The following is a 14,530-nucleotide window of genomic DNA, read 5'->3' as shown; positions in this document are numbered from 1 at the left end:
CGGAAGCGCCCGTGGCAGCGCCTCCATGGCGAGGCCCCGGCGCAAAGAGCAATCGCCGCATCTGCGCCCGGCTCAGCCTCCTGCGATGCGCTACGTTCCCGATTCGCCTGCTTCATTGTCGAGCAGAAGATACTATGAATCTCGGCATTCCGGGCCTGACCCGGAATCCAGTAAACCGGAATCCCGCCCAAACCAATAACGGCGTGCCTTGAACGTCACTGAATACCGGCTTCCACCGGCATAACGTTTGTACTGTTCGCTCGCCGACTCAGTAGATTCATCCGCTTTACTCGACGGATTCCACAGTTCCTTGCGCGATCTGCACTCTGCGCGAGCTCTCCAGGTAAGCCACTTGGCTCGCAGCATCCTTGCCCAGAAGCACCCGCACATGAATGTCCCTGCGGAGGTTATAGCTCTCCACCATCGGAACCCCCGCTGGCATCAGGCGGCTGATCTCCTCGGCCACACCGGAGTGACCCGGCCGGTAGTGTATTTCCGTCAGGACCTGCTGATACGGTTGCCGGTCGGTGAGCCGGGCCCTGGCAAACCCATTCTGCTGCAGAAAATCGGACACCTGCCTGGCCATACGAGGCACGCCGTTACCGTTCGAGACCTCGATGCGGATGTCCTGGCCGGAAAACTTGCCGGAATCCTGCGGGAAAGCAGTCCTGCCAATGATTTTACCCGGGGGTATGGCTGCCACCACCTCCGTTTCGGTCATCCGGAACTCGAATACACCGGGTGTAACCTGCACCAGTCGCGCCCCGGTGCTGCACGCCAGCTTCTGCTTCTCTCCCGTTGCGACTGCCGCGGGAGGTGATACGGCAGCAGAAGCAGTACCAGCGGAAGTACCTGCAGGGATTCCAGCGGACTCAGAACGTGCCATGGTCAGCGCGGCAACCTTGTCATGCAATCCCGCCTTTATGTAAATGGCGGCGAGGTTACGGCGTGCCCGCTGGTTTTGAGGCTCAAGCAACAACGCCCGCTCGAACGCGGATGCGGCTTCAGCTTCCTGCCCGTGCACCAGGTGCGCATAACCGAGATTATTGTGCAGATGAGCCGCCAGGGGAGCCATCCCGATCGCTTTCCGGAAATACTGCAGCGCCAGCTCATGCCGATCCTGAAGGCAATGAGTGACGCCCAGGCCGTTGTGCGCCTCGACATGGCCCGGGTCTGCCTCCAGCGCCTTCTCGTAGGCTGCAATGGCTTCCGCATAGTTGACCCTGGCCTGGTAATATCGTCCAAGCTGATACATCCCGTCCGCACTGCGAATCGCATGATTGACTTCCATCACCGGCTTGATGCCGACAGTCTGCCCACCCTTGTTCTGATACCACGGATACAACGTACACCCGCTCAGGAGCGATACGCAGCCCATCGCCCATGCAATCTGCCTGACTCTGAACATGACCTGTTCTCCGCTCGTTACTGGCTTCCGAGAGTGGGAAGCAGCACACGATAGATATTGATGAAAGCCGGCCCCATCAGCACCAGCAGGAGCGACGGGAAGATAAAGAAAATCAGCGGAAAGAGCAGCTTGAGCGCGATTTTTGCCGCGGCTTCTTCCGCCCGCAGCCGGCGGGTGGTGCGCAGCGTCTCGGAATGCACGCGCAGGGAAGCGGCGACGCTGGTGCCGAAACGATCCGCCTGGACCAGCATGGAGACCAGGGCTTCGACTTCTTCAACACCGGTGCGCATGGCAAGGTTGCGCAACGCCTGCTCCCGCGTCCTGCCGGCACGCAGCTCCAGGCTTACCAGGTGAAGCTCGCTTGCCAGCGCCTTGCTCCTCAGGCGCATTTCTTCCGCCACCCGCACCATTGCCGCGTCCAGTCCCAGCCCGGCCTCGACGCACACTGTCATGAGATCGATGGCATCCGGAAAACTCTCGAACAACTCCCGCTTGCGCTGCGAAACCAGACGCGCCAGCACCAGGTTGGGGAGATAATAGCCGAGTGCGGCTAGACTCAGCAGGGCGAACAGGGCGGCATTGACATCCAGTTCCAGGCGGCCGATGCCCACGTAAAGCAGGAAAATCGCCGGTAACGCCAGCGCCAGCCCCGTCTTGGCCGCGAAATATGCCAACGGCACCGAGCGCGCATGATAGCCCGCGTGCATGAAGCGTGTGCGCAGCACGGAGGCTTCCCAGCCCTCGCTCGGCAGGGCCAGCTTGGCCAGCGGACCTGCCAGATTCACCATGGTCCGTTCCCAGCCGTCCCCGGACTTCTGCTGGGAGGTGGAATTTCCCGCGGCCACCTGATCCAGCCGGGTTTTGGTGGGACGCGGTGCCAGCGCCCGCATCACCCCGAACGCAGCCCCCGCCACGATGATGAAAATCACCGCCAGGTAGGCGATCTGCACAGGTGTCATATCTCGGCTATCCTCATTGTTGGCATTGTTAGTAAAGCTGCTTCATACCCTAATCTTGATGATGCGGGACATGACGAAGATACCGGTTACCATCATTCCCAGCGCCGTTCCCACCATCATCAATCCCACGGGGTCGGTCCACAATACACTCAGAAACCCGGGGTTGACGAGATTGATCATCAGAGCTGCGCCAAACGGCAGGCAGGAAAGAATCCAGGCCGACAATCGCCCTTCGGCCGAAAGCACGCGGATTTTTCCCAATAATGTAAGACGCGCGCGGATCAATCCGCTGATCTTGTCGAGCAACTCCGCCAGGTTGCCCCCGCTTTCGCGCTGGATCAGCACGGCGATGACAAAATAGCGCAGGTCTGTGATGGGAACGCGCGTGGCGAGATTCATGAGTGCGTCTTGCACCGAGACGCCGAAATTGATCTCGTCGAACGTCAGGCGGAACTCGTCAGCAGCCGGTTCGGGTCCATCGGTGGAGGCCATCTGCAGCGCGCCGGAAAAGGCATGGCCTGCCTTCAGCGCGCGCCCCATCAGATCGATCACTTCCGGCAGCTGCCGCTCGATTTTCTCCAGGCGCTTGCGTTTTGCGCTGAGCGTGAAAAACAGGGGCAGCGCGCTGCCCGTCACCCCGCACAGCAGGGTGACCGTAAACGGCAGGTCCAGCAATGCGGCGCTCGCCATTCCCCCGAGACCCGTCATAGCCGTGTAGCCCAGGAAATGGGTCACCATCAGGGACATGCCGGATTGCTGCAACAACCGATCGAGACTGTGGATGCGTGGAATCTGCAGCAGGAACCGTTCCAGCGCCGGCGAATTGCTCAGCAGCCGCTGCTTCATCAGCCCTGTCTCGGCGTCTCCCCAGCCCGCGGAAACGGCCTGCAGCCGCTCCTGGATGCGCTTTGCTTCCGGCCCGCGGTGCGCATGCCAGGCCAGGTAGCCCCCTTCCAGCAGCAGCACGACCGCAAGGAAGCAGAATATGAGAAACAGATAATAAAGAATGTCCATCCCCTCTCCTCCCGCTACGTATACCGCCGAGAGGGATCGAACAGCTCCTCGCGCAGCGGTATCCCATATACACGGAGGCGCTCGGCAAACTTGGGGCGGATGCCGGTGGCGCGGAAATGTCCCTGCACTGTTCCGTCCACCGCGATGTCCGTCTGCTCGAAAGTATAGATTTCCTGCATGGTGATGATGTCCCCCTCCATGCCGGTGATCTCCTGTATGCTCGTCACCTTGCGTTTGCCATCGGTCAGGCGCAAAACCTGGATCACCACCCAGATAGCCGAACTGATCTGGTGACGGACCGCCTTGATGGGCAGATTCAGCCCGGCCATGTTCACCATGTTTTCGACCCTGCCCAAGGCATCCCTCGGCGTATTCGCATGGATCGTGGCCATGGAACCTTCGTGACCGGTATTCATGGCCTGCAGCATGTCCAGCGCCTCGGCGCCGCGCACCTCCCCGATGATGACCCGGTCAGGACGCATGCGCAGACTGTTCTTCACCAGCGCCCGTTGCGAGATTTCGCCCTTGCCCTCGACGTTGGGAGGACGCGTCTCCAGTCGCACCACGTGGGGCTGCTGCAACTGCAACTCGGCTGCGTCCTCGATGGTCACGATCCGTTCGGAGGACGGAATGAAGCCGGACATGATATTGAGCAGCGTCGTCTTGCCGCTGCCGGTGCCGCCGGAGATGAGGATGCTGCACTTGCCCTTGACCAGTCCGCTGATGATCTCGCCCATTTCCGGCGTCAGCGACTTGTACGCCATGAGATCATTCATCTTGAGCGGCTTCACGGAAAAGCGCCGGATCGAAAGCATCGAGCCATCGATCGACAGGGGCGGGATGATGGCATTGACGCGTGAACCGTCGGGCAGGCGCGCATCCACCATGGGGCTGGACTCATCCACGCGCCGTCCGACACGCGACACGATCCTGTCAATGATCTTTCTCAAGTGCTTTTCGTTGGCAAAGTGGATATCGGTCAGTTCCAGGCGTCCCCGACGCTCAACGTATACCTGCCGATGGGTATTCACCAGGATATCGGAAATGGTGGGGTCCGCCAGCAAGGGCTCGAGCGGCCCTAGGCCGAGCACTTCGTTCTGGATGTCGCGGATGACGCCTTGGCGCTCCGCCTCGTTGATCGGGACGGATTCCTCGACCAGCAGCCGCTCCACTAGGCTCTTGATCTCCATCAGCAGGCGTTCGGGCGGCAGACTTTCCATGACTGCCAGATCCACCCGATCGAGCAGCTTCTGGTGGACGCGCGCCTTCAATTCCTCATAGGCCGGGATATGGTGCAGGGCCGTGACGGGCACTGGGTTCTGCTCGATCGCCCCTGTTTCTTTCACGCTTTGGAGACGTTCTCGTATCGACATGACTGGCAGTCCATAAAATCGGGTTATCTAGAATGCAAACAATTTCCTGAGCAGGCTTTCCTGGCCGGCGCCGCGGCAGAGTTCATGCGCAATCTCCTGCAGCGACTTCGCCACCGGACTGCGGGGAGCGAGCTTGGTCGCGGGAATCCCCTGATTGACTGAACCAGTGACGACGGCATAATCGTTCGGCACTACCTTGAATATCTTCAGATTCAAGGTACTTTCGATATCTTCGAGCGTAATATCGGCATTTTTCTTGTGGCGGTTCACGATCAGCCGAATCTTTTCATCCGGATAATTCAATGCGGCAAACGCGGTCGACATGCGCCTGGCATCCCGGATGGAGGGCAAGGTCTGCTGCAACACCGGAAAAATCAGATCGGCGCGATCCAGGGCCTGGATCGAAATCGCATCCAGTTCGCGCCCGACATCCAGGATCACGAAGTCATAATGTTTCATCGCGACCTGGAAGAGCGGATTGATGTGCTCCGGTCTTATCTCGGCGGCCTTTTCGGGACTTTCAGGGGCAGCCAGCATGCCGAAATTCGGCAATACCTGGATCATGCTCGAGTTGAGGAACGATCCGTCCAGCCGCTGGATCTGGCGCGCCACATCGGCAATCGAGGTGGTGGGCACGCCATCCTGCACGAACAGCGAGGCATCGCCAAACTGCAGGTTGAAATCGAACAAGGCGACCCGCTTGTTTTCCTGCGCGGCCAGAGCATAGGCGATGTTGGTCGCAAGAAACGTGGCTCCGCTGCCGCCTTTGCAGGGAATGAACGCCAGCACCTTGCACTCATGTATGGGCATTCGCGCCAGCGTCATTCTTTGCTGGAAACGCTCGACCGCGTCGATCACCACATGGCGGGTCAGCGGTGTCGGCAGTACTTCGCGAATGCCGGCGCGCATGACTTCGATGAGCAGCTCGGGAGGCTGGGCCGGGCACAGCATCACCACCCCCACATCCGGGAAACGGGAGGTAACGCGATTGAGCGCCTCCAGTTCCGCAGAGCTGAAGTATTGCCCCTCCAGCATCAGCAAATCAGGCTGTTCCTGCTCCGCCACCGCGGCGACCTGCTGCACTCCGCCGATCAGGCTGATCAGCGGATAGGGTTTGTCGGCTTCGGCCAGAAATCTCTGGATCGTGCTGGGATATTGCGAGTCTTGCGCGATTACGGCGATCTTCAATTTTTTGCCTTCCCTTGTTTTTTCCTGGTTGTTTTTCCTGGTTGTCTTTCCTGGCTGTCTTTCCTGATTTTGCATTCCGCCGGATCAGCTGCAATCCGGATTGGCCTCGCCCCCTGTATCCATGCCCATGCTTTCGCGCGGGAGGGTGGTGGCGAATGGAGGCATGTTCAGATTCAACGGCATAAACGGGATGAATGTTGCAACATTCAGTCCGGTAATGCTGACGGTGACCGATCGGCATGAACTGACGTCGCAGCCGGCCGGGGTATAGGCAATATCGATGGTGCCCGGCGTCAGGATACTGAGCATGTTGCCCATGCGGGTCTTGATGATCGCCGCGTCCTTGCCGCACACCACCGCCAGCCTCGCCCCCAGCCGCGTGGCCTCGGTCGCCGTGTTCCAGTAGAACAGAACCCGGCCCATTTCGATGATACCGAACAGCAGGATGAACAGAAGCGAGGCGATGAGCGCGAATTCGACCGCGGCGGCACCCCGTTGCCGGAACCGGCTCGCGTGCGGCGACAAGCGGCAAGGGCGGCGCGCATTCATCACAGCTGCCTCATGGTGGCGTGGATATCGCTGAACGGAATGGTATCGGCGGCGGCCCCCAGCAACCGGGCCGGATTGAAGACAAAATTGAAGACATACCCTGTGATCCTGACCTCGACCAATGTAACCGTCGTGCCCGCGGCGGTGGTCGTGGCGCTGGACGCAATCGTCACCATCCCGGTCGTCAAACCCGGCGCCAGCGCCGGCCCGCTGCAACTGGTATTGCCATATACCGCCAGGCATCGGGCTTCCTCCAGCACCGGCCCGTAGGAAGCCGGGTCTTCGGGATTGTAGTGCGACAGCAGGCGCGCCGCATCGCGCACCGTTTTGACGAGCGTGTTGTACTGGTACAGCGCGCGACCGTATTCGGCGATGCCGAACGCCAGCAGCATCAACGGGATCAGCAGCAGGGCGAATTCCACGGCGACCGCGCCGCGCATCGACATGAGTTTCGTTCCCTGCTTCGTTCCCCGGCCGGCACGCGGAGATGTCCGCGTGCTGCATGTCCCCTTGTCGTATGCCTGCTTATCCAGAGTAGTCATACCGGTAATCCTCATCGCACCAGCACCGGGACGAGCGGGCCGCCGCTCGCGGGTCCGCCGGGTACGCCGGAGGTCGCGCAGGGACTGCCCTCTTCGTCCGACCGCCCGAGGTATTCGAGATACATGCGGGTTGCGCCGGTTCCGGTGCCTCCCGCGTTGGTATTGATCGGGTGCAGCATCAGTACGCACGCCCATGACTGAACCGGTGCAACCGTCGAGCCACTGGTGAAGCCGCTGCAATCCACCACGGCGGCAGTCGCCAGCCTGCGATCCCCACCGCTTGCCTGGAGAGCGGCGGAGCCGATGACCGTTCCATTTGTGCGCAACCCGGTAGTGGTGTCACCCTGGTAGGGCGCATACACGGCCCGTTTGCTCCTGAAGTCGGCAAACGCATTGAATTTGGAAGGCCAGCTTCCCGCGGCGTCGGTATAGGCGCGACCGGTATAGTCCGGTATCGACTCCCCCTGCTTGACGCTGCCCTGATAGATGCCGAAACGGCTGTTCCAGTGGGCCGCTAGTGAAGACATGACGCCGGCTTCGCCGACCTGCGTGCCTATGGCGGGGAGATTGCACACGCCCGGACCTGTCAGGATGCCCCCCAGTTCGGACGCCCCGCCGCCGGGCGGCGTGTAATCCACCCACATGAAATTACCCGTCAGATTACCGCTTCCGCCCCCCGAGGGAGCGGGGCCTATCACGCTCTGCAGCCACGTGCCGGGCGGCGTCGAGGGCGTGATCGCGCTGCTGCAGACGCCTACCGGGACGGCGCACGAGGTTATCTGAGAGGGGGTGCGGGTGGCGACTGCGGCGGCCGCGACTGCTTGATCGCCGATCGTTACTCCCGGCAGAAGATTGAGCACCTGGATGAACCAGTTGGCAATTCCAGTCCGTCCCACCGTGCAGCGGGCGTACTGCATGAGTACGGCTTCGGTCGGGCCGACAGCGGCCTTGGCCTGGTAGACCCCATTGAGCGTCTGGCTGAATGTCACGCTGTCGTCAATGGCCAAGGCAATCATCTCATCCTGAAAGAGGACATTGTGGCGCATGCCCGCGGTCATTCCCGCCGCTTCGGCCAGAACGAGCTGATTGGTATTGGCTCCGGTAAGTTCCCGCGCTGCCGCCAGTGCGCAGGCATCGGCACTGTTCTGCAGCTCTGACTTGGCGACGTAGAGCTTGCCCAGATCCAGCGCCAGGCCGGCAAAACCCACCAGGACGACCAGCGACAGCGCCACGATGATGGCGACCACGCCCTTTTCCTGCCGCCCCCCCGGATAGTTCCGGTTTCGCCGGTTTTGCCGCAGCCTGCCTGAAACCTGTTTCATGGCCTTGTCCATTGTCTACTGTCGCACTTCCTGACTTCAAACGTGCTCGCCCCCGCGGCTGACATTACCTGCCAAACATTCCGCCACCGCCCCCGCCGCCGCTTCCGGCCCTGCCACTGCCAACGTTCACCACGCTGCCTGACAAGGCCGGGCGCGGATTCACGAACGATTCCCGGTAGCTGTCCACGGCGGCGTCACCTGCCTGCCCGTCGATTCCCCTGACCGGAGCGTTGTCGCGCGAGGCATTGGGATTGGCGATCTGCTGGGTCCGGGCGATATTCACGGCAAGGCCGGACTGCGCATCCAGCCGGGGGGTGGTGGGTATACATCCCGCCAGCGTGAAAGTGGCGCTCACAACGGCTATCAGGACGACTGCCCTGCCTAAATGCAACTTGGCTGGAGTGGGGGTTATCAGGTTTGGGTACATGCTGAATGCGTCCTTATCATCTCTCATTTCATTCTCATTTCATCTCGAAGCCGGCATCATCACGCCCAGTCTGGGGTTGGCCCTGTAGTTGTCCCTGTGATTGACCTTGTAACTGTCCTTGCGGTTGGCCCGGTAATTGCCCGTGCGGCGGATACTGCGGGGGATATTCCGATGCCGGCATGCCCTTGGGCAGCAGGCCCGCCGGCGAACCTTCCATCCTGCCGTCAAACAGGAAGTCCCCCCTGTCAGGCTGGACAAAAGCGTCGGTCGGCAGGGCGTAATCCGGCTGCAGCGGCTTGATCAGGCGCGGCGTCACCACCACCATGAGCTCGGTCTTGTTTTTCTGGAAATCGCTGCTGCGGAACAGGGCGCCGAGTATCGGAAGTTCTCCCAGCACCGGGAAACGGCTGACCGTTTCCTTGATGTTGTCCTGCAGCAGTCCGCCAATGGCAAGCGACTGGCCATCGCGCAGCTGCACTGTGGTGGATACGCGCCGCGTCGTGAAGGTTGGCACGGCCAGTATTCCTCCCAGTCCGGTAGTGGCGACGGTGTCGAATTTGACCAGTTCCGTCACTTCCGGCGATACCACCAGGTTGATACGCCCCTCCTCCAGCACGGTGGGCGTGAACCGCAAGCCCACGCCAAACTGCCGGGACTGGAGGGTAATCACACCGGCGTATTGGGGAATGGGAATCATGACTTCTCCGCCCACCAGGAAGCTCGCTTCCTGGCCGCTGATTGCCACGATGTTGGGTTCGGCCAAGATGTGGAAGAGTTCGTCCTTTTTCTCGGCATCGATCAGGAAAGCGTCACCGACATCCGGCGTGCCCCTGGACTGGAACAGCATGCCAGGCGCCCCGCCGATGATACCGGTCATGATCTGCGTCCAGGCGCTCCCGGCTTTTCTGGCCGCTCTCTGGAAATCGAAGCCGAGCTTTTCCGCGACCTTGCGATTGATTTCCGCCACCTTCACTTCGAGCATCACCTGCTGGTTGCTGCCCACCTGCAACAGATTGACGACCTGGATGCTGCCCAGCCCCTGGCCGGCGCCCTTGGGTTCGTCTCCTCCCCCGCCCTGCCCGCCGCCGCTCTGGCCCCCACCGGACGCCTCGCCGCCCGATTTGCCGCCACGCCCCCCTGCCGCGGCCCGCACATAGGCATCCGCCAGCGCCACCGCCCGGTCCGCCTTCAGCGTATCGGCTACCGTGCCGGAGAGGACCAGCGAATCTCCGGCCGCGGTTACCTTGATATCGGTTTCACCGGGCATGAGTTCCCGCAGCTTGGCTTGCAGCGCCGCCGCATCCAGGATGACCGTGACATTGATGACGGCAGTCTGGCCGCTTCCCGTTTGTCCACTGCGGGTCCACAGAATGACGTTGGTCGTCCCGATCGACTTGCCCAGCACGTAGATTTCGCTGGGGCTGATGAGCGTGACGTCGGCCACGTCCGGATTGCCCACCGATATCCGCGTGACTGGCGCCGGCAGCCTGAGCAGGGCCGATTTGCCATAGGTCACCTCCATATCGGAAGCTGCGAGCAGAACACCCGTTGGCCCTGCCGGCTTCGCTGACGCAACCACCGTCCGCCCCTTCGTCTGACTCGCTGCGGTCTGACTCGCTGCGGTTTGATTCGCGGCGGAAAGCTCGCTAGGCAGTCCCATAACCATCATCATGCCCAGTAGAGCCGGGATCAGCGACGCCTGCAACGGAGGAAGCGTGGAACCGAGGGTTCGACGGAAACCGGCAGCGCCTGATGTAATCATGGGCATCGGGATAAGGGAAAATCTGTTCGGGGAGAATTGCAACTTCATCGGGTTTCCTTTTCCGCCAGTTTTGCTTCAGTTCTTTCCATGCCCCGGATGATTTCCACACCCGGTCTGGGTGTGGCGACCGTAGCACGCCGGACAGGGGCTGGAGCGGGCCCGGAATGCAGCGTCAGCAGATCCTGCGTGCGCACCCCGGCAGTGGTGCCGGGAGTCTTGTCGATCTGGTTGCGCAGCACCAGCGACAGCGTGCCGATGCTGCGCGCGAGATCGAGTTTTTCCGCTTCCTGCGGCGTCACCTCCAGCGTGACGGCAGTGACCGCCTTCGGCTTGGTTTCATCCCGGCCCAGGTCCTGTCCCACCGCCAGCACGAGAATGCGTTCCAGCACGATCTTGGAAATGGGCTTGTCGTTTTCGTCCTTGGCGTTGACCAGGATATCCACGTTGTTGCCGGGCAGCGCAAATCCGGCGAGACCGACGATCTCGTTGACCTTCACCGTGATGGCGCGCTTGCCCTCGGTAATCACGCCCGACAGTCCTCCCGCAGCCCCCTGCGGCGCCAGCTTGGCTTCCAGCAGCGGCTCGCCGCGCACCAGGTTGACCCTGACCACACGCGCATCGAGCAGATTTACGTCCTGGAAGGATCCTTCCGGCACTGTCGCCCGTGGCCAGTCTGACGACTGCAGCAGATCCGGCGTCAGCCGGGTGCCGACGTCGATATCGCGCGAGGCGACGATCACGGTAGCTGCATCCACGCTGGCGCGGTCGATGATCCACTTGCCGGCGACCACTACCGCGGCCAATCCCAGCAGCAGCGAGATCACGATCATCCATATCGCCCTCACGTTCTTCATTCAGTCATTCCTCTTCACTGACATTCCGACTTCTGACAATTGTTTCCGGATCACCCAGGCTGCCTTCCCGTGATCCAGCCGCTCGATTCATTGATTCTGCAATATGGGGCACCGGCGACCGGATAACCCGCGAACTACCCAGAGCGCTTTTATACTTTCGCTCTTGACTTTGGTCTTTGTACTTGCGCTTTTGTACTTACTTTTCCTTACTTTGTACCTGCATTCCCGCATGCCCGTCTGGCATACGCTCTGTCAGTCGAGCCTTTCAGCCCCAGTGGGCCATGACCAGATACACCATGGTGCCGGCGGCGATTGCTACGCCATAGGGCAGTGAACCGGCAGACTCCGCAGCGAATTCCCCGGCATCTCCCGTGACACTTTCACCGGGCTCTCCGCTCACGGGCAGGCCCATCATTGGTCCACCGGCGAGTGCTCCCAGCAGCATGACATTGAGATTGCGCCACAGCAGGCGCAGCTTGCCTTCAAGCAAAGCGGCCACCAGCGCCAGTACGCCGCCCGCTAGCAGGACGCATAACAGGGCGCCGACAGTTTCCTGCGCGCCGAGGTAGGCGCCGGTCATGGCCATGAGCTTCACATCGCCCGCGCCCATGATGCGCAGCAGGTAGAGCGGCAGCAGCAGCACCAGCCCGGTGCCCCACCCAGCCAGGGAGCCGAGGATGCCCAGTGCCCCCATTTCCTGCGGTAGCAGGGCATGCAGCAGCACGCCGGCAACCGCGCCCGGAAAAACCAGAATGTTCGGTATGCGACGGCTACGAATGTCGCTCCAGGCTGCTGCCAGCAACAGCAGCAGCAAAAATCCGAAAATTGATGAATGCATGGGATGATTCACGTTTTATTCAACTGCGGACCGCCCGGCGCAAAGCCGGGCGGTGCTTGAACTCCAACTACGACTGCACAGTAAGGTTTCTTTTAACCTGCCGCCGTAGTAAGTGCGGTAGTAATAGCGGTGAATATGGTGTCTAACCCCCCCTTAAGCAAGTTCAATGATGCAATAATCCCTACCGCAACCAAGGCGGCGATCAGGCCATATTCAATGGCGGTTACACCTTCTTCGTCATTCAGGAACTGTTTCATGCCTTGCGCGATTTTGTTCATAATGTTTCCTCTTGTTCAGATCATCAATAAAATCCGCCGGATGGCGGCGTTTCTTTCTTTGTACTGCGGGTACTATTCTGAAAGCCCGCGGAGGCTGAGTCCATCGTACTGAAGTACACGTGTACCAAGGTACAGGTTGCGTGATAACCGGCACCATTATGACATTACAATAGAGGAGAGCGGTAGCCATGATCCATTGCCCACGCTCTTCTTCGCTCTTCTCCCGCCTTTATTCCTTAGGGCCTCTACCCGCTCGATCTGCTGAACCTGGGCGCCCTTATACGTTCCTAATACGCCCGTGCCCTCCCTCTCCCTTTACGCTGGTGAAATTATCCGGGCGCGGCTTGCCGGCATTGCGGGAAACAGGAGGAAAAAGACGCGTCATCTCAAAATTTGATGAACCGGATTTTGATTAATGAAGCATGGCCCTGAGCAGCACGCGGATCAGCTGCACAGGAGGTGAAATAAACGTCGTGCCGCTGGCCATTGGCAGCAGACCACATGATGTGTTTGTACTGCCTGTTCACCCGCATGTTCACCTGTCAGGTGATGCACGGTATGATGTCGCCTTCGTGTTCCATTGGTTTCACTGCTTTCCATCCCATTGTTTTCCACTATCCTTTTTCCCGATTGTTTTCCCCATGATGCCATCTGCGAATGAACGATGAATTCTTGCGGCAACGCAGCCTGAAGTCGGTCTGGCACCCCTGCACCCAGATGAAGCAGCATGAATCGCTGCCGCTCGTCACCATTTCACGCGCCGAAGGCGTGTGGCTGTACGACGGGGACGGCAAAGGGTATCTCGATGCCATCGGTTCCTGGTGGGTCAACCTGTTCGGCCACGCCAATCCGCGCATCAACTCAGCCATTTGCGAGCAGCTCGACCGTCTGGAGCATGTCATGCTGGCCGGATTCACGCATGAGGCGGTGGTGGAATTGTCCGAGCGTCTGGGCAAACTGGTATCGAACCGGCTTGGGCATTGCTTTTATGCAAGCGATGGCGCCTCCGCCACGGAAATTGCGCTGAAGATGAGTTTTCATTACTGGCACAATCTCGGCCGCTCCGAGAAGAATCGCTTCGTCAGCCTGCAGAACGACTACCACGGCGAAACGCTGGGAGCGCTTGCGGTCACGGATGTGGCGCTTTTCAGGGAAACCTATGCGCCGCTCCTGCGGCCAGGCAGTCATGTCCCCACCCCGGACTGGCGCTATGCCTCCGAAGGCGAGTCGCCCCAGGAGCATGCCCTGCGCGCCGCCGCGGCGCTCGAAACGCACCTTGTGGCGCATCATGCGGAAACTGCCGCACTCATTCTGGAACCGCTGATTCAGGGCGCGGCCGGCATGGGCATGTATCACCCTGATTATCTGAGGTGCGCGCGCGAGCTCTGCGACCGGTATCAGGTGCATTTCATCGCGGATGAAATCGCAGTCGGATTCGGCAGGACTGGGACGCTATTTGCCTGTGAGCAGGCAGGCATCCTGCCGGATTTCCTTTGCATCGGTAAGGGTTTGACGGCAGGTTATCTTCCTCTCTCGGTCGTCATGACTACGGAGGAAATCTACGCTGCCTTCTACGGCGACAACACGGCGCGTGCCTTTCTGCATTCCCATACGCATTCCGGCAATGCGCTGGCCTGCCGGGCTGCGCTCGCGACGCTGGATATTTTCGAGCAGGACAAGATCATCGAGGCGAACCGCCTCAAAGCGTACTACCTCAACGAGGTGTCAGCGCCCATCGCAAGGCATCCACTGGTGCGGAACTTCCGCAATTGCGGAATGATCTGGGCGTTCGAAGTCGAAACTTCCGATCCGTCGTTTTCGGGAAAATTTTTCCAGGCTGCGCTCAGGCAGGAACTGTCCCTGCGGCCGCTGGGAAACACCGTCTACTTCATGCCGCCGTATGTCATCAACGAACAGGAAATGGACCTGCTGGTGGCAGGCACGCTGGCGGCGCTGGACTCATGGTGAAAACTGCCCGATGAGGAAACGACCGATGCGGTGAAGTGGCTGTGCCGA

At 60.4% G+C, this 14,530-nt stretch carries 14 protein-coding genes; 1 reads left to right on the top strand and 13 read right to left on the bottom strand.

The genetic code is table 11. From position 1 onward, the window contains the following. Positions 1 to 286: 286 nt before the first annotated feature. The 13 genes from BMW46_RS07180 to BMW46_RS07120 all read right to left on the bottom strand — a co-directional run bounded on the left by BMW46_RS07180 (position 287) and on the right by BMW46_RS07120 (position 12,514). On the bottom strand, positions 287 to 1,408 hold the full coding sequence (locus tag BMW46_RS07180; RefSeq protein WP_074706513.1) for a LytR C-terminal domain-containing protein: 1,122 nt from the start codon (positions 1,406 to 1,408) through the stop codon (positions 287 to 289). A gap of 17 nt (positions 1,409 to 1,425) precedes the next feature. After that, the gene (locus tag BMW46_RS07175; protein WP_074706510.1) at positions 1,426 to 2,367 is read right to left on the bottom strand and encodes a type II secretion system F family protein; all 942 of its coding nucleotides are present in this window, start codon (positions 2,365 to 2,367) and stop codon (positions 1,426 to 1,428) included. Positions 2,368 to 2,409: 42 nt separating this feature from the next. Next, positions 2,410 to 3,381, bottom strand: coding sequence for a type II secretion system F family protein (locus tag BMW46_RS07170; RefSeq protein ID WP_074706509.1), 972 nt, complete (start codon positions 3,379 to 3,381; stop codon positions 2,410 to 2,412). A gap of 14 nt (positions 3,382 to 3,395) precedes the next feature. After that, the gene (locus BMW46_RS07165; RefSeq protein ID WP_256376990.1) at positions 3,396 to 4,727 is read right to left on the bottom strand and encodes a TadA family conjugal transfer-associated ATPase; all 1,332 of its coding nucleotides are present in this window, start codon (positions 4,725 to 4,727) and stop codon (positions 3,396 to 3,398) included. A 54-nt stretch (positions 4,728 to 4,781) separates the two neighbouring features. After that, the gene (locus BMW46_RS07160) at positions 4,782 to 6,017 is read right to left on the bottom strand and encodes a CpaE/TadZ family protein (protein WP_081355717.1); all 1,236 of its coding nucleotides are present in this window, start codon (positions 6,015 to 6,017) and stop codon (positions 4,782 to 4,784) included. Between the two features lie 9 nt (positions 6,018 to 6,026). Next, positions 6,027 to 6,491 (bottom strand): TadE/TadG family type IV pilus assembly protein, encoded by a 465-nt coding sequence (locus BMW46_RS07155; protein WP_074706503.1) that lies wholly within the window; start codon positions 6,489 to 6,491, stop codon positions 6,027 to 6,029. Next, positions 6,491 to 6,937, bottom strand: coding sequence for a TadE/TadG family type IV pilus assembly protein (locus BMW46_RS07150; protein ID WP_074706685.1), 447 nt, complete (start codon positions 6,935 to 6,937; stop codon positions 6,491 to 6,493). Before BMW46_RS07150 ends, BMW46_RS07155 begins: the two co-directional genes overlap by 1 nt. Before the next feature lie 107 nt (positions 6,938 to 7,044). After that, complete coding sequence (locus tag BMW46_RS07145; protein ID WP_074706683.1) at positions 7,045 to 8,355, bottom strand: pilus assembly protein TadG-related protein; 1,311 nt, start codon at positions 8,353 to 8,355, stop codon at positions 7,045 to 7,047. Positions 8,356 to 8,419: 64 nt separating this feature from the next. After that, complete coding sequence (locus BMW46_RS07140; RefSeq protein WP_081355714.1) at positions 8,420 to 8,809, bottom strand: tRNA dimethylallyltransferase; 390 nt, start codon at positions 8,807 to 8,809, stop codon at positions 8,420 to 8,422. A 7-nt stretch (positions 8,810 to 8,816) separates the two neighbouring features. After that, complete coding sequence (locus BMW46_RS07135; RefSeq protein WP_074706501.1) at positions 8,817 to 10,592, bottom strand: type II and III secretion system protein family protein; 1,776 nt, start codon at positions 10,590 to 10,592, stop codon at positions 8,817 to 8,819. After that, positions 10,589 to 11,398, bottom strand: coding sequence for a Flp pilus assembly protein CpaB (gene cpaB / locus BMW46_RS07130; protein ID WP_074706498.1), 810 nt, complete (start codon positions 11,396 to 11,398; stop codon positions 10,589 to 10,591). Before cpaB ends, BMW46_RS07135 begins: the two co-directional genes overlap by 4 nt. 265 nt (positions 11,399 to 11,663) lie before the next feature. Continuing rightward, positions 11,664 to 12,236, bottom strand: coding sequence for an A24 family peptidase (locus BMW46_RS07125; protein WP_074706495.1), 573 nt, complete (start codon positions 12,234 to 12,236; stop codon positions 11,664 to 11,666). A gap of 92 nt (positions 12,237 to 12,328) precedes the next feature. After that, positions 12,329 to 12,514, bottom strand: coding sequence for a Flp family type IVb pilin (locus BMW46_RS07120; RefSeq protein WP_074706492.1), 186 nt, complete (start codon positions 12,512 to 12,514; stop codon positions 12,329 to 12,331). Positions 12,515 to 13,171: 657 nt separating this feature from the next. Between BMW46_RS07120 and bioA the strand changes: the two genes are divergently transcribed. Continuing rightward, complete coding sequence (gene bioA, locus BMW46_RS07115; RefSeq protein WP_074706490.1) at positions 13,172 to 14,482, top strand: adenosylmethionine--8-amino-7-oxononanoate transaminase; 1,311 nt, start codon at positions 13,172 to 13,174, stop codon at positions 14,480 to 14,482. Positions 14,483 to 14,530 lie beyond the last annotated feature (48 nt).

It is taken from the genome of Nitrosospira multiformis (genome assembly GCF_900111585.1).
Taxonomy (GTDB): Bacteria; Pseudomonadota; Gammaproteobacteria; order Burkholderiales; family Nitrosomonadaceae; genus Nitrosospira; species Nitrosospira multiformis_B.
Note: the sequence above shows the minus strand (reverse complement) of the source record. Positions and strands in the feature narration are given on the sequence as shown.

Excerpts from the sequence above, each read along its gene's own strand:
- BMW46_RS07180 (WP_074706513.1), bottom strand. The coding sequence starts at position 1,408 with ATGTTCAGAGTCAGGCAGATTGCATGGGCGATGGGCTGCGTATCGCTC.
- BMW46_RS07175 (WP_074706510.1), bottom strand. The coding sequence starts at position 2,367 with ATGACACCTGTGCAGATCGCCTACCTGGCGGTGATTTTCATCATCGTG.
- BMW46_RS07170 (WP_074706509.1), bottom strand. The coding sequence starts at position 3,381 with ATGGACATTCTTTATTATCTGTTTCTCATATTCTGCTTCCTTGCGGTC.
- BMW46_RS07160 (WP_081355717.1), bottom strand. The coding sequence starts at position 6,017 with ATGCAAAATCAGGAAAGACAGCCAGGAAAGACAACCAGGAAAAACAAC.
- BMW46_RS07155 (WP_074706503.1), bottom strand. The coding sequence starts at position 6,491 with ATGAATGCGCGCCGCCCTTGCCGCTTGTCGCCGCACGCGAGCCGGTTC.
- BMW46_RS07150 (WP_074706685.1), bottom strand. The coding sequence starts at position 6,937 with ATGTCGATGCGCGGCGCGGTCGCCGTGGAATTCGCCCTGCTGCTGATC.
- BMW46_RS07145 (WP_074706683.1), bottom strand. The coding sequence starts at position 8,355 with ATGAAACAGGTTTCAGGCAGGCTGCGGCAAAACCGGCGAAACCGGAAC.
- BMW46_RS07140 (WP_081355714.1), bottom strand. The coding sequence starts at position 8,809 with ATGAGAGATGATAAGGACGCATTCAGCATGTACCCAAACCTGATAACC.
- BMW46_RS07135 (WP_074706501.1), bottom strand. The coding sequence starts at position 10,592 with ATGAAGTTGCAATTCTCCCCGAACAGATTTTCCCTTATCCCGATGCCC.
- cpaB (WP_074706498.1), bottom strand. The coding sequence starts at position 11,398 with ATGAAGAACGTGAGGGCGATATGGATGATCGTGATCTCGCTGCTGCTG.
- BMW46_RS07125 (WP_074706495.1), bottom strand. The coding sequence starts at position 12,236 with ATGCATTCATCAATTTTCGGATTTTTGCTGCTGCTGTTGCTGGCAGCA.
- BMW46_RS07120 (WP_074706492.1), bottom strand. The coding sequence starts at position 12,514 with ATGAACAAAATCGCGCAAGGCATGAAACAGTTCCTGAATGACGAAGAA.
- bioA (WP_074706490.1), top strand. The coding sequence starts at position 13,172 with ATGAACGATGAATTCTTGCGGCAACGCAGCCTGAAGTCGGTCTGGCAC.